The sequence below is a fragment of the Planotetraspora phitsanulokensis genome (genome assembly GCF_016863295.1).
Taxonomy (GTDB): domain Bacteria; phylum Actinomycetota; class Actinomycetes; order Streptosporangiales; family Streptosporangiaceae; genus Planotetraspora; species Planotetraspora phitsanulokensis.
The window spans coordinates 49,515-70,165 of sequence record NZ_BOOP01000004.1 but is presented as its reverse complement, the minus strand read 5'-3'; the positions used below and the strand labels follow the sequence as shown (position 1 = coordinate 70,165).

The following is a 20,651-nucleotide window of genomic DNA, read 5'->3' as shown; positions in this document are numbered from 1 at the left end:
GGTCAGGAGGGGAAGTCGGCGGACCGGCTGACGTCGGCCCACTTCTCGGCCTCCGCCGCGCGTACCCGGGACGCCTCCGCGGCCATCTCGACCGCGCGCGCGCCGAGCAGGAGGCGCAGCGGCGGCTCGTCCAGCCGCACGACGTCGAGGATGATCCTGGCCGCCCTGGCGGGGTCGCCCGGCCACTCGTGCGCGGTCGACTCCCGGTAGCGGTTGAACGCGCCGACCGTCTCGTCGTAGTCGGGGCTCACCGGCGGGGTCCGCATGGACGAGCCGCCCCAGTCGGTGCGGAAGCCGCTCGGCTCGATGATGGTGACCTTGACCCCGAACGGCTTCACCTCGTTGCTGAGGACTTCAGAGAAGCCTTCGACCCCCCACTTGGCGGTCTGGTACGCGCCCATGCCCGGCGTGCCGCCCACGCGTCCGCCGATGGAGGAGAACTGGATGAAGTGGCCCGAGCGCTGCCCGCGCAGCACGGGCAGGGCCGCCCTGGTGACGTTGACCACGCCGAACAGGTTCGTCTCGATCTGCGCGCGGAAGTCGTCGTCGGTGAAGTCCTCGATGGAGGCGCTGTTGGCGTAGCCGGCGTTGTTCACGACGACGTCGAGCCGCCCGAACTCGTCCACCGCCGTCCGCACGGCCGCGTGGGCCGCGGCGGCGTCGGTGACGTCGAGCGCGATGGCCCGTACGGCGTCGCCGTACTCCTTCACGAGATCGTCGAGCTGCTCCGGCCTGCGGGCGGTCGCGACGACCTTGTCGCCGTCATCGAGCGCCGCCTTGGCCAGCTCTCGGCCGAAGCCGCGGGAGCTGCCGGTGATGAGCCAGGTCCTGGTCATGGGTGTTCCCTCTTGCGTAACTAACTGACTGGTTGGATACATGCATAGAGAAACACTCGGCGGGCGGATATGTCAACTGACTGGTTAGTTGCTTCAGTGGTAGGCTCACGGCATGGCGCGGGACGCGGATCTGACCAGGAAACGGCTACTGGAGGCGGCGGCCGCCGAGTTCGCCGCGCTCGGCATCGCCGGCGCCAGGGTCGATCGCATCGCCGAGGCCGCCGGGTGCAACAAGGCGATGATCTACGCGTACTTCGGCAACAAGGACCAGCTGTTCGACGCGGTCTTCACCGCCCTCGTCGCGGCGACCATCGAGCGTGTGCCGTTCGACGCCGAGGACCTGCCGGGGTACGCCGGGCGGTTGTTCGACCGTTATGAGGACGATCCCGCGACCGTGCGCCTGGCCACCTGGTACCGGCTGGAGCGCCCGCAGGGCGCCCCGCTCCAGGCCATCGTGGCGTCCAACACGAACAAGCTCGAGAAGGTGGCGCGGGCACAGCGGGACGGCGTGGTGCCCACTCGCTACTCGCCCGCCGAGATCCTGACGCTGGTCATCGCGACAGCCGGGGCGTGGTCCTCGGTCACCCCCGAGCTGGGCAAGAACGCCTCCGCCGACCGCGAGCGCCGCAGGTGGACCGTCGTCGACGCCGTACGGCGACTGCTCGCGGAAGACGGGGCCGCGTCCTCGTGAGACGCGGCCGCGTGCGGGGTCAGGCCGGGAGGATGACCGACCGGGTCAGGTGCAGCGGCCGGTCCGGATCGAGGCCGGCCGCGTGGGCGCGCGCGACGGCCACCCGCTGAACGCGGACGAGCTCGGCCATGGGGTCGAGGGTCGATTCGAGGAGTGTGCCGCCGGTGGCCTCGACCTGGTCGCGCAACCCGCTGGGGGCGGTCCCGAGCATCCAGGTGATCCGGCCCGGCTCCGCGATGGCGATGGGGCCGTGGCGGTACTCCATGGCCAGGTAGGCCTCGGTCCACGCCCGGCACGCCTCCCGCATCTTCAGCGCCGCCTCCTGTGCGATGCCGTACGTCCAGCCGGTGCCGAGGAAGGAGAACTGCTCGGCGGCGAGGAGCGGCTCGGGAAGCGGCTCGGCCAGCGCGTGCTCGGCGTCCGCGATGACGGAGGTGAGGTCCTCGCCGAGATGCATGCGGAGAAGGGCGAGCTGGGTCGTGGCGAAGCGGGTCTGCACCACGGACCGCTCGTCGGCGAAGCCGAGGACGATCGTCTCGTCCGCCAGCCCGGTCACGGGCGTGTCCGCGTCCGCGGTGATGGCGGTGGTCCTGATGGCGGATTCCTTCGCCCGGCTCAGGAGATCGAGGACCTCGGTGGTGGTCCCCGACCGGGTGAGGGCGACCACGCGGTCGTACGGACGCCCGAGCGGCACCTCGGAGGCGGCGAAGGCGTCGGTCTCGCCGTGCCCCGCGCGCTCGCGGAGGACCGCGTAGCTCTGGGCGACGAACCACGAGGTGCCGCAGCCGACGACGGCGACGCGTTCGCCCGGGGCGGGCAGGGCCTGGGCCGGAACGCCGGCGACCTCGCGCCAGCAGTCCGGTTGTGAGGCGATCTCGGCCTCGGTGTAGGTGGTCATGCCGCCTCCAGGTATGGTTCGTTTCTGCATATTTCATAGCATTATTGAACAGCTTTGTGCAGATCTGGGGGTGGGTCTCCAGCGTGTGCCAGGCTGTTGCGCGGTGGGCACGCCGGAGCCGGTGCGGAGAACGGTCGAGATCCAGCGGGACGGGGTGGGGTGTGGGCGGCGTGAGCAGGCAGGGTGAGGCACGGTGAGCAGGTACGAGCGGTGGAACGCCATCCTCGAGCTCCTCGCGGAGGAGGGCCGGTTGTCGGTCGAGCAGGCCGCGCAGTCGCTGGAGGTGTCCACCGCGACGATCCGGCGTGACTTCGACGAGCTGGCGGGCCAGCAACTGCTGATGCGGACGCGCGGCGGCGCGGTCACCCAGAGCGTGAGCTACGACCTGCCCCTGCGGTACAAGACGGCCCGGCACGCGGGGGAGAAGCAGCGGATCGCCAAGGCCGCCGCGGCCCTCGTGGAGCCGGGCACGGTGGTCGGGATGAACGGCGGCACGACCACCTCCGAGGTCGCGCGGGCACTGGCCACGGCGGCGGATCCGGAGATCGGCTTCACGATCGTCACCAACGCGCTGAACATCGCGGCGGAGCTGACCGTCCGCCAGCACGTGAAGATCGTGGTGACCGGGGGAGTGGCCCGGCCGCAGTCCTATGAGCTGATCGGCCCGCTGGCGTCGGGTGTGCTGGACCAGGTGGCGATAGAGATCGCCTTCCTCGGGGTCGACGCGATCGACGTCGACGCGGGGGCCACCGCCCATCACGAGGGTGAGGCGAGCGTCAACAGCCAGCTGATCGAGAGGGCCGCCCGGGTGGTGGTCGTCGCCGACGCGTCCAAGGTCGGCCGCCGGGCCTTCGCGCGGATCTGCTCGATCGACGCGATCGACACCCTGATCACCGATGACGGCCTGTCCGATGACGCCGCGGCTCGTCTCACCGAGGCAGGCGTAACCGTCTTCCGCGTCTGACCTTTTCCGCGTGATCATGCGCAGGTTCGCGTTCCTCGGAGGACCCCCCGGGGGGTGCCTGTTGCATCGCCGTACCTGTGCTCAGACGGTCTGCTCGGCGGCGGCCTTGAGCCGCGCGAGCCAGGCCCGCAGGGACATGTCGAGCATCGATCGCATCGTGTCCGGATCGGCTTCGACGGGCGCGCCCGCGAAGGACTCGCTCGTCGCGACGTGGACTCCGCCGGGCGTCTCGACGAAGAGCCATTCGTGTACGCCGGTGATGCCGTCGGCCGTCCCGCCCCACAACAATCGGGAGCACGCGGACACGTCGTAGATCGTGGACGTGACCGTGAAGCCGTAGCTGGTCCAGGTGAACGACGAGCCAGGCTCGACGGCGCCGTCGAGCCGTGCGGCCGTGATGTCGGGATGCCACGTGGGCCAGGCGTCGATGCCGGTGTGCAGCCGCCAGACCGTGTCGATCGGCGCGTGGATGTCGACATCGTGGTGGGAGAGCACCGGAGCGGACTGGTCGATCGTCGCCGGGATGGTCATGAGGTCTCCTCAATTCTGGCGTGGGTCTCGGTCTGGCTCGGGGGTTCGGCCTGGTTCGCGGTCTCGGTGCCGGGCAGGATGACGACCTTGCCGGTGAAGCCGCCGGCCTCGGCGTAGCGCAGGGCTTTCGCGGCGTCGGCCAGGGGGAAGGCGCGGGCCACCTGGGCGGTGATGTCGCCGGAGGCGAGCAGGGTGAACACCTGCGTGAGGTCGGCGCGCAGGTCCGCGCGGTAGCGACCGAGATGGCGGGCCTTGCCGGCCCAGAGGTTGAAGAACGACGCGTGACGCCCGTTCGGCAGCGCGTTCCAGATCATCAGCCGGGCGACCAGTTTGAGCACCGTGAGCAGACCGCTGCCGGGCAGATCGCGGGTCGACGCGCTGCCGTAGGAGAGGAGGGTGCCGCCGCGCGCGAGCATCCGCCAGGAGGCGACGATGCCCGGGCCGCCGACGTGGTCGAACACGGCGGCCACGCCGTCCGGGGCGATCTCGCGGACCCGTGCGGGCACGTCGTCGTTGTAGTCGACCGGGATCGCGCCGAGCGCGCGGACGCGGTCGTGGCTGCGGGGGGAGGCCGTGCCGATCACGCGGATCCCGGCGTGCGCGGCCAGTTGCACGAGTGTTGATCCGACCCCGCCGCTTGCCCCGAGGACGACGATCGTGTCGCCGGCCCGCACATGAGCCGAGCGGTGGAGCATGCGCCAGGCCGTCACGCCGTTGACCACGACCGTCTCGGCCGCCGCCGCGTCCACGCCGTCCGGCACGGCCACCAGATCCGCGGTGTCGAGGACGACGCGGTCGGCCCAGCCGCCGATCTTCGTCAGAGCGGCGACGCGGCTGCCTACCGAGATGCCGGCGCCGGGGGCGGCCGGGCCGTCGCCGAGGGCCTCGACGATTCCGACCAGGTCGTAGCCGGGGACGAACGGGAAGGCGGGCTGGTCGTAGTACTTGCCTCGCCGCATCTGCTGCTCGGCGAAGGACACGCCGCTCGCCTCGACCTGGATGAGGGCCTGACCCGCCTGGAGGTCCGGCAACTCCCTGGTCCGTAACTGCATGGACTCCGGCTCGCCGATGGCCGGAAGCACGACTTCGGTGGCTCGCACGTCATCACCTTCCGCGTTATAGCTTCATGCGTATGTTAGAAGTTATAACTAGTACGGTACGGTTCATGTCAAGCCCGGGAGGGATCGAGGTGGACGGACGGGCGCACGCCGGTGGACCGGGGTTGCGCGGCCGGTTTCGCGCTCAGGTGCGGGACGAGATCAAGCAGGTGGCGCTCCGCCAGCTCGCCGACGGCGGACCGCAGGCGTTGTCGCTGAACGCCGTCGCGAAGGTCCTCGGGGTGTCAGGGCCTGCCTTGTATCGGTACTTCGCCAACAGGGACGCCCTGCTCACGGACCTCGTCGTCGACGCGTACCGGGATCTCGCCGCGGCCTGCGAGGCCGCGACGGCGGGTGCGTGGAAGGACCCGGCTGACCGGCTGCGGGCGCTGGCGAAGGCCTATCGCGCATGGGCGCTGGAGGAGCCCCACCGCTACCGGCTGTTGTTTAGGGCGCCGCTGTACGGCTACGACGCGCATTCCGAGCCGCTGGTCCAGGCGTCGCAGATCGCGATGAACGTCGCCGTGGAGGTGCTGGAGGGAATCGCCGCCGAAGGGCCGGTGGCGGGAGGGGAGCTGGAGGCTCCGCTGGCCGAGTGGGCGGCCGGCCGGGGGATGCCGGGCGCCGCCGCGGTGATCGCCGTCCGGGCGACGACGTTGTGGGCCCGGCTGCACGGCCTGGTCAGCCTCGAGATCGAAGGCAACTTCGCGTCCATGGGCCTCGATCCCACCCCGTTGTATGAGGGGGAAATCACCAACCTCCTCACCACCCCTCCGGCGTGATCATGCACGCCTTCGGTGACAGTGCCCTCGGCCGGCCGCGATGCGGGTCGTGATCATGCACAGGGTGTACGGGAGGCATGGACGTGCATGATCATGGAGTCGTTTTGGTGGGTCAAGCAGATTTCCCAAGGGCGAATGACCCGTCGGGACTACCTTCCTGACTGCCCCGGATGAAGTCTCAGCGAGCCCGATCACTGTGGCTCTCAAGAGCGCCGAGTGCGCCCGGGGCTCTGAGCGCCCGGCCACCCCCTGCCTCGCTCCGGTCTTCTCATTCCCTCCGGGCGAGTGTTATGAACCGCGCCGCCACCGCGGCGAGCACGGCGGAGGCAAGGACGGTGAAGCCCGCCGTGAGGAACACCGTCTGCAAGGTGGTCGACGAAACAAGGATCGCGCCGAGGCCGGACCCTGCCGCCAGGGCTATCTGAAGGTTCGTCACATTCACCGCAGACGCGGCTTCCGGGGTTTCCGGGGCCGAGTCGAGCATCCAGACCAGCGTTCCCGGGTTCACGATTCCCCAGACCAAACCCCACAGCACGAGCAACAGGCCAGCCAGCCAGGGTAAGGTGCCCGCGCTCGCCAGCCCGATGAGCAGCGCTGCCACCACCGTCGCCGCCCCGGCGAAGCTGCCGATCACTCCGCGCTTGAACAGCGATCCGGCGACGAGTGAACCGACGATGCCACCGCAGCCGTAGATGACGTACAGCAGGGAGATCACGCCGCTGGACAAATGCGTGTGGTCCATCAGGAACGGGGTGACATAGGTCCAGGCGGCGAACTGTCCGATGAACACCATCGCGCCCGCTGCCATCCCAAACCGGGCGGCCCGCCGCGTCACGACTCCCACGAGATCACGCAGGTGCGTACGCCCGTCCGGCGGAATACCCGGCAGCAGGACCGTCTGCACAACCACGATAAGCAGTGTTGCCGCCGCCGCAATGGCGAAAGTGGGACGCCAGCCGACGAGGTTGCCGAGGAACTGTCCCGCAGGCAGCCCCACCACCGTCCCACCCGAAATACCGGCCGCGATGATGGTGATGGCGCGAGTTCCGCCGGCCGGGCCCACCAACTTGGGTCCGACCGGTGCGACCACGGTCCAGAAGGCTCCGAGGGCGGCGCCGAAGAGCATACGGGCGATCAGCACCAGGACGAAGTTCGGCGCCACCGCGACGACCGCGTTCGACACCAGCACCGTTAGACACAGGACGAGAATGACCGAGCGCCGGTTGAAGCGGCCGGAGCAGAGGAAGAACGGCGGCGCCGACACCGCGGCGCTGAAGCCCGGCACGAGCACCATCAGCCCTGCGAGGCCGAGCGAGACATGCAGTCCGTCGGCGATCTGCGGCAGCAGCCCCACCGGCAGCGTCTCCGTCATGACGACGACGAACGCGCCGAGCGCGACCGCACCGACGGACGCCCAGCCCCGCCTGCTACCGGGCTCCGCAGCAGCGGTGGCAGCGCGGGCGGCTGCAAGCTGGGTCGGGACGGCCGCGGCGCACGACGATGCCGCGACCACGCGCACCCGCGGTGCGCGGTGTGTCGCCGTCGCCTCTTCGTTTTGGATCATGTGTTCTCCTTACTCATCGCTTGCTCCTGACCGGGCTCCGCTCTGTAAGCACCCGAGGGTGTATCTGCGCGAGTCACGCGGGCATTCAAAACAGCTCACGTTGCGATCTGGCTCCATGGGCCCAGTGCGCGGCTGCGCGGCCGTGTTAGCCCTTGATGAGGTCGATGATGTGGCCGAAGTTGAGATTTGATGCGAGTGCCGTCAGGTCTCCCTTCGCACGCTTCGCCGCAGCCGCCTGTGTAGCCGCGAGGGCGTGCGTGTACGGGTCGACCCCAAGGCTGATCCGGCGGACACCGATCGTCTGGAGTTCCGCGTGGGTAGCCGCATCTTGGGGGCTGACGAGGACGTTGACCGGCTTGGGGGCGACAGCCCTGATGACTGCGCTGATGGAGGCCCTGTCTGGCAGGTTCGGTGCGTAGAGGAGGTCAGCTCCTGCCTCCGCGTAAGCGGAGAGGCGGCGGATGGTGTCATCGACGTCAGAAATCCCCTACAAGAAATTGTCCGTACGACCGGTCAGAACGATCCGTCCGTGCGCAGCTGCGTGAACGGTTGTTCCGCCTGGTTAGTGTCAGATCCGTTGCGCCGTCTTACCCCAGCATCGGCGCAGTCGGTTCCGCGGCTGATGGCTCCTGCGTGCTCCGTCCTCGAGTTGCGGTGGGTGGTTGGCCCGATGAGTTCGGTCGATCCGTCGACCAGGAGCTAATAGGACGATTCCGTCCAAACTAGGCTATCGCGGCTTCGGCAAGCGTGTGCGCTTGGTCCTGACTCATTTGATGCCGCTCATCCACGCGATCCCACCAGTGCGGGGCCGTCGCGGCCGGCCCCGCCGGCGACCAGACACGCACTACGCCGACCGCGGCTACGGCCACGACAAGTACCGCAGGCAGGCCTGCGAGGTCGGGATCGCGCCGCTCATTGCCCGGCGTGGCGAGGAGCACGGCTCCGGTCTGGGCGTGTATCGCTGTACGCTTGTCGATCACCTTTTTGGACTAAATGGTCCTCTGTGGTGCATGATGGGCGCGCCGGAGAACGAAGTTGCGTCAGGCGAGCTCAGCGTCGCTGACTGCGTGAACGTCGTAAGAACGCTGGGCTTCATGCCGAGTTCGCCAGTTACCGGCCTGCCATTGAAGCCGTCCTCTCAAGACGAGTGGTCCCGTCAAGCCCTGGCCTCGTTCGCCGCGTCGGCCGCGCCGATCCTCACCTGATCGACAGACCGCAACCGTGCACGTCGGCACCGCGTACCAGCGCCTGCAGTGAACGCCGAAACACACAGAGAAAGAACAAGAAAGTGAACGACACCAAGCAATCCAGCGAAGATCCGGGCATCGGAATAGGAAGGAACAACAGGTTCATCGCGCTCATTGCGGCGTTGGTGGCCCTCCTGGTGGTCTCCGCGGCTTTGAGCTCTGGAGCATGGGGCGAGGGTCGCGAGCATAGCTCCGTGGCGGCGCAGTCACCGTCGTCCTTCCCGCAGTCTCAGCCACCCGCTGGTTTTCAGTCCAAGTACGCGGAAGTAAATGGCTTTCGTATGCACTACATGCGGGGTGGTAAAGGTTCACCTGTGGTGATGATCCACGGGTTCCCTGAGGATTGGTCCGAGTGGCGGCAGGAGATGGTTCCGCTCTCCAAGACCCACACCGTGATCGCCGTCGACCTGCGTGGTGCTGGTGAGTCCCAGGTCACCGCGGGTGGTTACGACGCAGCGCAGTTGGCGAAGGACGTGCATCAGCTGCTGACGCAGCTGAAGCTCAACAACGGCGTCCAGGTTGTCGCCCACGATATTGGTATGTGGGTCGCCTACGGCTACGCGGCGCAGTTCCGGTCGGAAGTGCGGAGCATGGCTGTGATGGAAGCTCCCATCCCGGATAAGAGCATCTACACCTACCCGGCGCTCAACGCCGACCCGAACAAGCCCTCGCCGTGGCACTTCGGCCTGTTCCAGCTGCCCCTCGCTGAAAAGCTCATGGCCGGTCACGAACGCGTCCTCGTCCACGACATGATGCTTGAGTACGTGGCGGACGACAAGTCGCCGTTCACGGCGTCGGACTTTGACTACTACGCCCACTTCCTGAAGGAGCCCGGCCGCGCGACGGCCTGGATGAATGTCTACCGTGGGCTCCGCACAGATGTTCAGCAGAACAAGGAGTTCCTGGCTCAGGGCAAGTTGAAGATGCCCATCCTCGCGATCGGTGGTCAGTATTCCTTCGGTTCAGGGGTCCCCAACCAGTGGCGTGAGTACGCCGTGAACGTCCAGGGACGAGTCCTGAAGAATACCGGCCACTTCGTGAACGAGGAGAGGCCGAAGGAAGTGACGGCTCTGCTGCGCTCCTTCCTGCAGAAGTAGCTTTCACCGTCAAGGGATGAGCAACGACGATCCCTACAGGCGGCGGGGAGCATCTCCGTAGACAGGATCGCGCCGGTGGTTACGAGGATCTCCACCGGCGAGATCCGGCGACGGAACGGTCGAGGGACTGGATGAACAGGACGTGGTTCACCGCCTGGGTAGGCCTGTTGGATGGACGGACGCGTGCGAGGAGACGTCCGATGTGAGAGGACTGTTTTCGAGCCTATGCATGATCACGGCCGAGATCGGGCCTGGTCAGGCACCCTTTCGCCCAATGTGCGCATGATCACGAACGGGCTTGGCGCAGATGCGAGGGGGCGCTGCCGAATTCGTGCATGATCACGGCGAGGGTCAGCGGCGGGCTTCGAAGGCCTCGACGAGTTGTTTGGGGGCCGTCAGGCACCAGGCCTCGGTGACCAGCTCGAACAGTTCCTCAGGGTCGATCTTCGCCAGATGTACGACGACCCAACCGAACCGGCCCGCGGTGAACTGGACCTCGAACACCTCAGGGCGCTCCGCCACGAGCGCGATCTGTTCCTCGATCGTCGCCTTGAGGCCCACGGTTTCGGTGCGCTCCCACAGGTAGCCGAAGCCCTTGTCGCGCACCTTCAACGCGATCCAGCTGTCGCTGTCGCTCAACTTGACCTCGGGAAGGTCGTTCAGCATTTTGAGGAACTCGTCGACGGTCACACCCATGGCCTACATGTACCAAAGCCGTCCGACATTTCTCTGCGATCGCCTCGATCTCGTCTTCCGTCATGCGGCGGGCCGCGGTCTTGCGCATGATCACGGCAGGTGTCCGCGCAGGCCGATTACGCTGTCGCCGAATCTGCGCATGATCACGCCCGGGATCGGACCAGGTCGGAGCGCCTCCGGCCGAATGTGTGCATGATCACGCCCAGGATCAGGCCAGGTCGGCGGGGTTCCCGGCGAACCTGCGCATGATCACGCCTAGGTCAGGTGCGTTTTTCGGCGTGGCCGCCGAATTCGCTGCGCATGGCGGACAGGGCCGCGTCGGCGAAGTGCCCGAGCCCCCGCGACTCGAAGCGTTCGATGAGCGCCGCCGTGATGACCGGCGCGGGGACGCCCTCGTCGATCGCCGCGTCCACCGTCCAGCGGCCTTCGCCCGAGTCGGAGACGCGTCCTTCGAAACCGTCCAGCTGCGGCGAGCGCGCGAGCGCGTCGGCGAGCAGGTCGACGAGCCACGACGAGACGACCGAGCCGCGACGCCAGACCTCCGCGACCTCGGCGACGTCGATGTCGTACTGGTAGGCCTCGGGATCGCGCAGCGGCGCCGTCTCGGCGTCGATCTCGCGGCCCTCCTTGCCCACGTTGGCGTGGTGGATGATGGACAGGCCCTCGGCGATCGCGCCCATCATGCCGTACTCGACGCCGTTGTGGACCATCTTCACGAAGTGCCCGGCGCCGCTGGGACCGCAGTGCAGGTAGCCCTCCGCGGCGGTCCCGTCACCCTGTGCCCGGCTCGGTGTGGGCTCCACGCCGCCGGCGCCGGGCGCGATCGTACGGAAGATCGGATCGAGCCGCGAGATCGCGGCGGCCTCGCCCCCGATCATGAGGCAGTAGCCGCGCTCGAGCCCCCAGACCCCGCCTGACGTGCCGCAGTCGACGTAGTGGATGCCCTTCGCGGCGAGCCGCTTGGCCCGGACGATGTCGTCCCGGTAGTAGGAGTTGCCGCCGTCGATGACGACGTCGTCCTCGTCGAGTAGTTCGACCAGCTTGCCGAGCATCGGCTCGACGACGGCCGCGGGCAACATGAGCCAGATCGCCCGCGGCCTGTCCAGCTTGGCCGTGAAGTCCTGGAGGGAGGAGGCGCCGGTCGCGCCCTCACCTTCGAGTTCGCGGACCGCGCTCTCGTTCACGTCGTAGACGACGCAGCGATGGCCGTCCCGCATCAGTCTCCGGACGAGGTTGGCCCCCATCCGGCCGAGGCCGATCATGCCGAGCTGCATGGGCCTGTCGGTCGCCATTGCTCCTCCAGTTCCGCCCGGGCCTTACCCGGGCTCAGGTGAGGCCTACTTCAGCCCCCTGTACCGGCGGATGAGGGTGTCGGTGGACGAGTCGTGGGCGAGCTCGGGCTCCTCGTCACTCATCAGCTCCGGGGCGATCTGGCCGGCGAGCACCTTGCCGAGCTCCACACCCCACTGGTCGAAGGAGTCGATGCCCCAGATCGTGCCCTGGACGAACACGATGTGCTCGTACAGCGCCACCAGGACGCCGAGCATCTGCGGGGTGAGCCGCTCGGCGAGCAGGACGTTGGTCGGGCGGTTGCCCTCCATGACCCGGTGCGGCACGACGTCGTCCGCGGTGCCCTCGGCCCTGACCTCCTCCTCGGTCTTGCCGAAGGCGAGGGCCTGCGCCTGCGCGAAGACGTTGGCCATCAGCAGGTCGTGGTGGTCGCCCAGCGGGTTGAGGCTCTTGCCGAAACCGATCAGGTCGACGGGGATCAGCCGGGTCCCCTGGTGGAGGAGCTGGTAGAAGCTGTGCTGACCGTTGGTGCCCGGCTCTCCCCAGTAGACGGGGGCGGTGTCGTAGCCGACGACCGCGCCGTCGTGCGTCACGTGCTTGCCGTTCGACTCCATGGTGAGCTGCTGCAGGTAGGCGGGGAACCGCTTCAGATACTGCTCGTACGGCATGACGCCGACGCTCTGCACGCCGAAGAAGTTCACGTACCACACCGAGAGCAGGCCCATGATGACCGGCAGGTTCTCCGCGAGCGGCGCCGTGCGGAAGTGCTCGTCCATCTCGTGGAAGCCGGCCAGCATCTCGCCGAAGTGCTCGGGCCCGATGGCGAGCATCGTCGACAGGCCGATGGCCGAGTCCATGGAGTAGCGGCCGCCGACCCAGTCCCAGAAGCCGAACATGTTGGCGGTGTCGATGCCGAACTCCGCGACGCGCTCGGCGTTCGTGGAGACCGCGACGAAGTGCCGCGCCACCGCCTCGTCGGTGCCCAGTTGGGCGACGACCCACTCGCGCGCGGAGTGTGCGTTGGTGAGCGTCTCCAGCGTGCCGAACGTCTTGGAGCTGACGATGAACAGCGTCTCGTCGGCGAACAGGTCGTGGGTCGCCTCCGCGAAGTCGGTCGAGTCGACGTTGGAGACGAAGCGGAAGTTCAGGTCCCGCTTGCTGTAGTGGCGCAGCGCCTCGTACGCCATGACGGGCCCGAGGTCGGAGCCGCCGATTCCGATGTTGACGATGTTCCTGATGGGCTTGCCCGTGTGGCCCTTCCACTGGCCCGACCGGACGTGGCGGGCGAACTCGGCCATCCGGTCGAGGACCTCGTGGACCTCCGCGACGACGTCGGCGCCGTCGACGACGAGCTCGGCGTCCCGCGGCATCCGCAGCGCGACGTGGAGCACCGACCTCTTCTCGGATGTGTTGATCCGCTCGCCGCCGAACATCAGGTCCCTGCGCTGCTCCAGCTCCGACTCCCGCGCGAGGTCGTTCAGCAGGTTCAGCGTCTCGCCGGTCACCCGGTTCTTCGAGTAGTCGAGGTACAGCCCCGCCGCCTCCGCGGACATGCGCTCGCCACGCCCCGGGTCCTCGGCGAACAGCTCACGCAGGTGGCGGCCGCTGATCTCGGCGTGGTGCCGCTCGAGCGCCTTCCAGGAGGCGCGGTCGCGGAGCGGGGTGGTGGGCATCGGTGATTCCTCCGGTCGCTGGCGAGGTGGCCGCCGCGCGGCGGTCAGACCTGCGAAATGTCAGTGGTTGCATCCTTCCCCATGCGCCCCGTCCGCTGTTCACCCGGGACCCGGATCGGGCGAACGCGTGCCGGTCACGAGTTCGCGGGCGATGCCCGCCACGCGTTCCGGGGTGAATCCGAACTTCGTGAGCAACTGCTTGAGCGGCGCGGAGGCGCCGAAGGTGTGCATGCCGACGACGGCGCCCCCGTCGCCGACGTAGCGGTCCCAGCCGAGGGTCGACGCCTGCTCGACCGCCACCCTCGCCTTCACCGAAGGAGGCAGAATCTGGTCGCGGTATTCCCTGGGCTGGCGGTCGAACAGTTCCCAGCACGGCATGCTCACCACGCGCGCGCCGATGCCTTCGCCGGCGAGGTCGTCGCGGGCGGCGAGCGCGATCGACACCTCGGAACCCGTGGCGAGGAGGATGACGTCCGGGTCGCCCGAGGGAGCCTCCGCCAGCACGTACGCGCCCTTCGCCACCCCCGAGGCCGCGCCGTAGCGCGACCGGTCGAGCGTGGGCAGCGCCTGCCGGGACAACACCAGCGCCGCCGGCTCGTGCCGCAGTTGCGCCACCACCCGCCAGGTCTCCACCACCTCGTTCGCGTCGGCGGGCCGGAACACCAGCAGGCCGGGCGTCGCCCGCAGCGAGGCGAGCTGTTCGACCGGCTGGTGCGTCGGCCCATCCTCGCCTACGCCGATCGAGTCGTGCGTGAAGATGTGCAGCACCGGGATCTCCATGAGCGCCGACAACCGGATGGCTCCCCGCGCGTAGTCGGAGAAGATCAGGAAGCCCGACCAGAACGGGCGGAGCTTGGTCAGGGCCAGGCCGTTCGCGGCGGCGGCGGCCGCGTGCTCCCGCACGCCGAAGTGGAGGTTGCGCCCGCCGGGCTCGCCCGGCTGGAAGTCGCCCGCGCCTTCGAAGGACAGGTGCGTCTTCGTCGAAGGGGACAGGTCGGCGGAGCCGCCCACCAACCAGGGGACGGCCTGCGCGAGCGCGTTGAGCACGCGGCCAGAGGAGTCGCGGGTGGCCAGGCCCTTGGGGTCGGCGGGGAAGACGGGCAGCGCGTCCTCCCACCCGTCGGGAAGCCGCCTGCGCTGGATCCGGTCGAGCTCGTCCGCGAGGCCGGGGTGGGCGTCCCGGTACGCCTCGAGCGTCACCTCCCACGCGGCTCTCGCCTCGCCTCCGCGCTCCCTGACGCCCTGGGCGAAGCAGTCGTAGACCTCCGGCGGGACGTGGAAGTCGACGTCCTCCGGCAGGCCGAAGAAACGTTTCGCCGCCCTGACGCCGTCGGGTCCCAGCGGCTCGCCGTGCGCCTTCGGCGTGCCCTCGACGGGGGAGCCGTAGCCGATGTGGCTGTGCACCACCACGAGGGTGGGCCGCTCGTGCTCGGCCCTGAACGTGTGCAGCGCGCGGCTCACCTGGTCGAGATCGTTGGCGTCGGCCACCGTCGTGACGTTCCAGCCGTACGCGATGAACCGGGCGGCGACGTCCTCGGTGAAGGTGATGTCGGTGTGGCCCTCGATGGTCACCCGGTTGGAGTCGTAGATCCAGCACAGGTTGTCCAGCCCCAGGTGACCCGCGAGCGAGGCGGCCTCCGACGAGACGCCCTCCATCATGCAGCCGTCGCCCGCCAGCGCGTACACGTCGAAGTCGAACAGCCGGAACCCCTCCCGGTTGTACCGGGCGGCGAGCCACCTGCCGCCTATGGCCATGCCGACCGAGGTCGCCACGCCCTGGCCGAGCGGGCCGGTGGTCGACTCGACGCCGCTGGTCAGGCGGTATTCGGGATGCCCCGGAGCATGCGAGCCGAGCTGGCGGAACGTCTTCAGGTCGTCGAGCGTGACAGCCTGGTGGCCGAGGATCTCGTAGTCCGGGTCGACGGCCCGGACGCCGCTCAGGTGGAGCAGGGACCACAGCAGCGCCGAGGCGTGTCCCTCCGAGAGAACGAAACGGTCGCGGTTCGGCCAGATCGGGTCGGCGGGGTCGAACCGCAGGAACCGCTGCCACAGCGTGTACGCCACGGGGGCCATGCCCAGTGGAGTGCCGGGGTGCCCGGAGTTCGCCTTCTGCACGGCGTCGACGCACAGGCCGCGGATGGTGTTGATCGACAGCGTGTCGAGGTCGGTCATGATCGGCGCGCCTCCCTTCGATGCCGGTACCCGGCGTGTCCCGCTCTCGGGAGCGGAGGCCCGGCGTGTCCCGGCCTCGGCAGCGCGGGCCGGGCGGCCGCGGTCACGCGTGGACCTCGGTCGGGATCCAGTGGCCGCCGGGGGCGAGCCGGTCCGCCGAGGCCGGCCCCCAGCTGCCCCGTTCGTACGGCTCCGGCGCCTGCTTGGCGTCGAGGACGGGGTCGACGATGCGCCAGGCCTCTTCGACGGTGTCCTGACGGGCGAAGTGCCGCGGGTCTCCGGACAACGCACCGGCGAAGATCCGCTCGTAGGCGCTCTCGGTGTAGCCCAGCTGACTCGCGAAGTCGACGGAGACCTTCACCTCGCGGGTGCCCACGGTCGTCGCCGGATCCTTGGCGAGCAGGTCGAACGTCACCCCCGGGCCGGGCTGGAGCCGGAACCGCACGATGTTGGGCGGGGGACGGTCGCAGTCGGGGGACAGGAACAGGGTGCGCGGCGGGCGGTGGAACTCGACGGCTATCTCGGTCGTGGTGACCGCGAGGGCCTTGCCCGCCCTGATGAGGAAGGGGACGTCGGCCCAGCGCCAGTTGTCGATCCAGAGCCGCATGGCCGCGTACGTCTCCGTCGTCGACCCCGCGGCGACGCCCGGCGTGTCCAGGTAGCCGTCGTACTGGCCGTACACCGTCTCGCCCGGGTCGATCGCCCGGACCGCGCACAGCAGCCGCCGCTTCTCGTCGCGCTCGGCCTCCGCGCTCTCATCGGACGGCGGGTCCATCGCGAGGTAGGCCAGCACCTGCAACAGGTGGTTCTGCACGACGTCCCTGACGGTGCCGACCGCGTCGTAGAACCGGCCGCGATCGGCGACGTCGAACGACTCGGCCATCGTGATCTGGACGGAGGCGACGTGCGAGCGGTTCCAGACCGGTTCGAGGATGCTGTTGGCGAAGCGGAACATCAGGAGGTTCTCGACGGCGTCCTTGCCGAGGAAGTGGTCGACCCGCATCAACCGCTCCTCGGGGAAGTGCCGATGCAGTTCCTCGTTGAGGCGCTCGGCGGACTCGAGGTCGTCCCCGAACGGCTTCTCCACCACCAGTCGCGCGTCGCCCGTGAGACCCGCCGCGCCCAGCCCCTCGGCGATCTGCGCGAACAGCGAGGGCGGCACGGCCAGGTAGTGCACGGCGAATCCCCGGTCGCCGATCGCATGGCCGATGCCTTCGTAGGTCGCGTGGTCGGAGAGTTCGCCGGAGACCAGTTCGGTCCGGGAGACCAGCGACTCGACCGCTGCCCCGTCGACCTGTCCGCACGCGGCGGCGACGCTGTCGTGGACGTGCCTGTGGAGCTGGCCGCGATCCAGGTGGCCGTGGGCGATGCCGACGATCGGCACGTCGAGTCTCCTGCGCAGCGTCAGCCGGTACAGCGCGGGGAGCACCAGTTTCCTCGCGAGGTCGCCGGTGATGCCGTACAACACCAGGACCTGCCCCGGTCGCTCGTTCACGGTGCCCCCTCCACGCCGTCCCGCCGGGATGAGAGGCGGGGCCTGCCCCGGACGTTTCTCCTCGCACCTATACCCGCAGGTCGCCCAAATGGATATAAAGCACGCATAGCGCTTATATGGCGTTAAGCGGCAATAAATGGTGACAGTGCGGGTGCGAGCACGCCGACGGAGGGAAGGGCGCGTCAGAAGGTGGTCTTCGCCAGCCAGCGGGCGAGCAGGTCGCGGTCGCCGAACACCTCGAAGGCCCCGCCGAACGGCTCGCGGCGGCCGTAGAGCAGGAGCAGGAGGTCGCTCACCGGCCCGCGTACGGCGACGTCGCCCTTGCCGTGGCCGTGCGTCCAGGTGAACGAGCCGGGGCTCAGTGTGATCATCCACTCTCCGGAGCCGCCGCCGTCCGGGCGGGCGCCCGCGGCGGGGACGTCGGTCGCGTGGAAGTGGAGGGTCTCCCCGGAGCCGCCCAGTTCCCGCAGAGATTCGGCCGTCCACGCGGCCACCCTGATGTTGGCGAGAAACTCGTCGACGCCGTCGGCGGCGGTGCCTGCCTCGACGTGAGGATCGCGACCGAGGGCCAACTCGGCGTCGGCGCGGTGGACCGTCGTCTCGTGCAGCATCCGCCGGGCCCAGAAACCCGCGTCGTGCCGTGCGCCCCACGACCACACGGGAGTGCCGGGATCGGCGGCCCGCAATGTGGTGACCAGCTCCGCGCCTCCCTCCGCCAGCCAGTCCGGGTACGCGCCGGGGTCGCCGGGCAGGGTGACGGGGAAGTCGCGGGACCACAGCGGCTCGGCGACCCGTTCGGCGACGAGGTGGCGCGCCCAGCGGTGCACGATGCCGACGTGCTTCAGCAGCTTCGCCAGGGTCCACCCCGGACAGGTGGGGACCTCGGCCGTGGGGTCGCCGCCCAGCACGCCGTCCACCAGCCGGCCGATCTCGGCGCTGAGGAGCGAGCAGTGGTCCTCGTGCGACCGGTCGCGTTCGTCTGAGCTCATGGGCTCGAGCATAGATCGACCGGCGGAAAGAGCCAGGCCGCCCGCGAACCCGTCAGGATCGCTCGGCGGTCTCGTCCACGAGGATCTCGAGGATGGGGATCGCCGCCGCCAGCGCCTCACGCTGCCGCTCGTCGAGCCTGTCGATGCGCCGCGCGAGCAGCGCCGACCGCTCCTTCCGGATCCGCGCGAGGGTCCTCTTCCCGGTCGCCGTGATGGCCACCAGGAACGACCGGCCGTCCTCGGGGTCGGGCGCCTTGCCGATCAGCCCGGCCGCCGACAGGGGAGTGATGGTCCGGGTCATGGACGGCGCGGAGACGCCCTCCCGTGTCGCCAGCTCGCCCAGCCGGATGGGGCCGCGCTGCTCGATCCGCGCCAGGGCCGACAACTGCGCGAAGGTGAGGTCCTGACTGCCGGAGGCCTGCGCCATCTGGCGGTGCAGCCTGGCGATCACCAGCCGGAGCCTGCCCACCTCCTCCGGGTCGAGATCCCCACCCGTGGCCTGCCGGGTGTGCTGCCCGGTCGGGTCACCCATCGTTCCTCCGGCTCTTCCGCTGGCTGCCGTGACCATCCCTACCGTACGGGCCCTACCGTACGGGCTGGGTCCTTGCGGTCCCACCCCGCACGGGGTCGCCGGGCGCCTCGCCGTGCGGGGGGGACCGCGACGGCCTGTCAGGCCCCCGGCGTGCTCACGCACGTGCGGGAGCCCCAACGCTATCGGGTGGAGGCCGCGGCCTCTTCGCGACCGCGGATGAGGGACGCGGCCGCCGCGACGAGCGAGATGACGATCGCGAGCCAGAACACCACCACGAGTCCGTCGTGGAACGGGCCGGTGATGAGGTTCGGGAAGAACTCCCGCCCGGTGAGGGTGTGCGCGTTGGCCGCCGGGAGCTGTCCGAGCACCTGCGGCCCGAGGAGCTGCTGGATGGGGTTGTAGCCGAGGAACGCGGCGAACAGGGTGCCCACCGGGGGCAGCGCGGCGATGGCGTTCGCCGACGCGGCGGGGACTCCCTGCGCGGTGAGACCCGTGCTGAGCGTGTGCGGCAGCGAGCTCGCGAGACCGGCCACCATCAGCGAGAAGAACACGCCGATCGACAACACCATGCCGGCGTTCTGGAAGGTGGCCCGCATGCCGGAGGCGGCACCGCGGGCCTCCGCCGGCACGGCCGACATGATCAGGGACGTGTTGGGCGCGGCGTACAGGCCGCCGCTGAGGCCGTTGAGGAAGATCAGCGCCGCGAACGCCCAGTAGTCGAAGTCCGTCGGCAGCGCGAGCAGCCCGAGGAACGACACCGCCATGAGCACGAGGCCGCTCGCCGCGAACAGGCGGGCGCCGAACCTGTCGGACAGGTAGCCCGCGAGCGGCCCGGCGGCCAGGAACCCGACCGTGAGCGGCAGCAGGTAGATGCCGGCCCACAGGGGAGTGTCCTCGTAGTCGTAACCGTGCAGCGGCAGCCAGATGCCCTGCAGCCAGATGATGAGCATGAACTGCAGGCCGCCGCGCCCGATCGACCCCAGCAGGGTGGCGGCGTTGCCGCCGGCGAAGACCGCGTTGCGGAACAGCTTCAGCGGGAACATGGCGTCGGTGACCCGGGTCTCGATGTAGCAGAAGAGCGCGAGCAGGACCACGCCGCCGATCAGCCCCGTGAGCACCCACGGGCTCGTCCAGCCCATCGTGTGCCCCCCGTACGGCTGGATGCCGTACGTGATGCCGGCGAGGAGCGCGGTGAGCCCGACGGCGAAGGTGACGTTGCCCCACCAGTCGATCTTCGCGGGACGGCGCACACCGGTGTCGTGCAGGGAGCGGTAGGCCCAGATGGTCCCCACGACGCCGATCGGCACATTGATCCAGAAGATCGACCGCCAGTTCCACTCGGCGAGCAGGCCGCCCAGCACGAGGCCGATGAACGAGCCCGCGATGCCGGCCACGATGTTCACGCCGAGGGCCATGCCGCGCTGCCGGGAGGGGAACGCGTCGGTGATGATCGCCGCCGAGTTGGCCATCAGCATGGAGCCGCCGACGGCCTGCGCGACCCGCCAGCCGATCAGCCAGAGCGCGCCGGCGCCGCCCTGGTACGGATCGAAGGACAGCGCGATCGACGTCAGCGTGAACAGCAGGAAGCCCGCGTTGTAGATCTTGATGCGGCCGAAGATGTCGCCGAGCCTGCCCAGGCTGACCACGAGAACGGCGCTGACCAGCATGTAGCCCATCAGCATCCAGAGCAGGTAGCTGACGTTGCCGGGCTGCAGAGGGTCGAGCCGTATCCCGTTGAAGATCGCCGGAAGCGAGATCAGCACGATCGAGCTGTTGATCGTGGCGATCAGCGTGCCCAGGGTCGTGTTGGACAGTGCCACCCACTTGTAGTGGGGATGATCGGAATCGATCCGCGGCGTACCGCCCCACCTTCGCTTCGACGTGGTCTCGAGTGTTCCCTCGACCGCCATCGGCCAGCCCCCTCCGGGTGTTTAGTTAATTTAGGTCAACTAACTATATGGGAGTCGTCGGGAGTGACGCCGCCCCGATCTGGCATGGCTTGTGTAGATCGTCCTCCGCTGAGGTGGTCTGTCCTTGGCCGGCGTGACGGCCTTGACGACGTCCGGGGGCGGGACGTGCCGGCGGATGGAGGGGCGT

The 20,651-nt window shown here is 69.1% G+C and carries 18 protein-coding genes and 1 pseudogene; 5 read left to right on the top strand and 14 right to left on the bottom strand.

Translation table 11 applies throughout. The annotated features are described in order from the left end of the window. Positions 1-2: 2 nt before the first annotated feature. On the bottom strand, positions 3-836 hold the full coding sequence (locus Pph01_RS05950) for an oxidoreductase (RefSeq protein ID WP_204071940.1): 834 nt from the start codon (positions 834-836) through the stop codon (positions 3-5). A 112-nt stretch (positions 837-948) separates the two neighbouring features. On the opposite strand from Pph01_RS05950, the gene Pph01_RS05945 reads away from it, so the two are divergent. Further along, complete coding sequence (locus Pph01_RS05945; RefSeq protein WP_204071939.1) at positions 949-1,527, top strand: TetR/AcrR family transcriptional regulator; 579 nt, start codon at positions 949-951, stop codon at positions 1,525-1,527. Between the two features lie 19 nt (positions 1,528-1,546). Here the strand turns inward: Pph01_RS05945 and Pph01_RS05940 are convergent, their stop codons facing one another. Next, on the bottom strand, positions 1,547-2,425 hold the full coding sequence (locus Pph01_RS05940; RefSeq protein ID WP_204071938.1) for an SIS domain-containing protein: 879 nt from the start codon (positions 2,423-2,425) through the stop codon (positions 1,547-1,549). Positions 2,426-2,618: 193 nt separating this feature from the next. Here Pph01_RS05940 and Pph01_RS05935 point away from each other — a divergent pair, with 193 nt between their 5' ends. Next, complete coding sequence (locus Pph01_RS05935; RefSeq protein WP_204071937.1) at positions 2,619-3,389, top strand: DeoR/GlpR family DNA-binding transcription regulator; 771 nt, start codon at positions 2,619-2,621, stop codon at positions 3,387-3,389. Between the two features lie 81 nt (positions 3,390-3,470). Here the strand turns inward: Pph01_RS05935 and Pph01_RS05930 are convergent, their stop codons facing one another. Together Pph01_RS05930 and Pph01_RS05925 are read right to left on the bottom strand one after the other, a co-directional pair. After that, complete coding sequence (locus Pph01_RS05930) at positions 3,471-3,920, bottom strand: SRPBCC family protein (protein ID WP_204071936.1); 450 nt, start codon at positions 3,918-3,920, stop codon at positions 3,471-3,473. Then, positions 3,917-5,020, bottom strand: coding sequence for a medium chain dehydrogenase/reductase family protein (locus Pph01_RS05925; protein ID WP_239116468.1), 1,104 nt, complete (start codon positions 5,018-5,020; stop codon positions 3,917-3,919). Before Pph01_RS05925 ends, Pph01_RS05930 begins: the two co-directional genes overlap by 4 nt. A gap of 65 nt (positions 5,021-5,085) precedes the next feature. On the opposite strand from Pph01_RS05925, the gene Pph01_RS05920 reads away from it, so the two are divergent. Next, complete coding sequence (locus tag Pph01_RS05920; protein WP_204071935.1) at positions 5,086-5,799, top strand: TetR/AcrR family transcriptional regulator; 714 nt, start codon at positions 5,086-5,088, stop codon at positions 5,797-5,799. A gap of 268 nt (positions 5,800-6,067) precedes the next feature. On the opposite strand, the gene Pph01_RS05915 is transcribed toward Pph01_RS05920, so the two are convergent. Both Pph01_RS05915 and Pph01_RS43645 read right to left on the bottom strand, forming a co-directional pair. Next, entirely contained in the window at positions 6,068-7,363 is a 1,296-nt protein-coding gene (locus Pph01_RS05915) for an MFS transporter (RefSeq protein ID WP_204071934.1), read from the bottom strand. A gap of 145 nt (positions 7,364-7,508) precedes the next feature. Further along, positions 7,509-7,847, bottom strand: a complete 339-nt coding sequence (locus tag Pph01_RS43645) for an isocitrate lyase/phosphoenolpyruvate mutase family protein (RefSeq protein ID WP_204072284.1) — start codon at positions 7,845-7,847, stop codon at positions 7,509-7,511. A gap of 277 nt (positions 7,848-8,124) precedes the next feature. Between Pph01_RS43645 and Pph01_RS42655 the strand changes: the two are divergent. Together Pph01_RS42655 and Pph01_RS05900 are read left to right on the top strand one after the other, a co-directional pair. Further along, positions 8,125-8,325: pseudogene (locus Pph01_RS42655) on the top strand (IS5/IS1182 family transposase); the annotation flags it as partial. A gap of 326 nt (positions 8,326-8,651) precedes the next feature. Further along, positions 8,652-9,707 carry an alpha/beta fold hydrolase gene (locus Pph01_RS05900; protein WP_204071932.1) on the top strand — a complete coding sequence of 352 codons (1,056 nt, stop codon included), beginning with the start codon at positions 8,652-8,654 and terminating at the stop codon, positions 9,705-9,707. Positions 9,708-10,058: 351 nt separating this feature from the next. Here the strand turns inward: Pph01_RS05900 and Pph01_RS05895 are convergent, their stop codons facing one another. The 8 genes from Pph01_RS05895 to Pph01_RS05860 form a co-directional block, all read right to left on the bottom strand. Continuing rightward, a complete protein-coding gene (locus tag Pph01_RS05895; RefSeq protein WP_204071931.1) occupies positions 10,059-10,403 on the bottom strand; it encodes an MmcQ/YjbR family DNA-binding protein in 345 nt (114 codons plus the stop codon). Between the two features lie 260 nt (positions 10,404-10,663). After that, entirely contained in the window at positions 10,664-11,695 is a 1,032-nt protein-coding gene (gene gnd / locus Pph01_RS05890; RefSeq protein WP_239116467.1) for a phosphogluconate dehydrogenase (NAD(+)-dependent, decarboxylating), read from the bottom strand. 45 nt (positions 11,696-11,740) lie between these two features. Then, a complete protein-coding gene (pgi, locus tag Pph01_RS05885; protein WP_204071930.1) occupies positions 11,741-13,366 on the bottom strand; it encodes a glucose-6-phosphate isomerase in 1,626 nt (541 codons plus the stop codon). Between the two features lie 99 nt (positions 13,367-13,465). Continuing rightward, a complete protein-coding gene (gene tkt / locus Pph01_RS05880; protein WP_204071929.1) occupies positions 13,466-15,538 on the bottom strand; it encodes a transketolase in 2,073 nt (690 codons plus the stop codon). 103 nt (positions 15,539-15,641) lie between these two features. Then, positions 15,642-17,033, bottom strand: coding sequence for a glucose-6-phosphate dehydrogenase (gene zwf, locus Pph01_RS05875; protein ID WP_204071928.1), 1,392 nt, complete (start codon positions 17,031-17,033; stop codon positions 15,642-15,644). Between the two features lie 182 nt (positions 17,034-17,215). Further along, positions 17,216-18,022, bottom strand: a complete 807-nt coding sequence (locus Pph01_RS05870; protein ID WP_204071927.1) for a maleylpyruvate isomerase family mycothiol-dependent enzyme — start codon at positions 18,020-18,022, stop codon at positions 17,216-17,218. A 52-nt stretch (positions 18,023-18,074) separates the two neighbouring features. After that, positions 18,075-18,554, bottom strand: coding sequence for a MarR family winged helix-turn-helix transcriptional regulator (locus tag Pph01_RS05865; protein WP_204071926.1), 480 nt, complete (start codon positions 18,552-18,554; stop codon positions 18,075-18,077). A gap of 179 nt (positions 18,555-18,733) precedes the next feature. Then, positions 18,734-20,464 (bottom strand): MFS transporter, encoded by a 1,731-nt coding sequence (locus Pph01_RS05860; protein ID WP_204071925.1) that lies wholly within the window; start codon positions 20,462-20,464, stop codon positions 18,734-18,736. Positions 20,465-20,651: the final 187 nt, after the last annotated feature.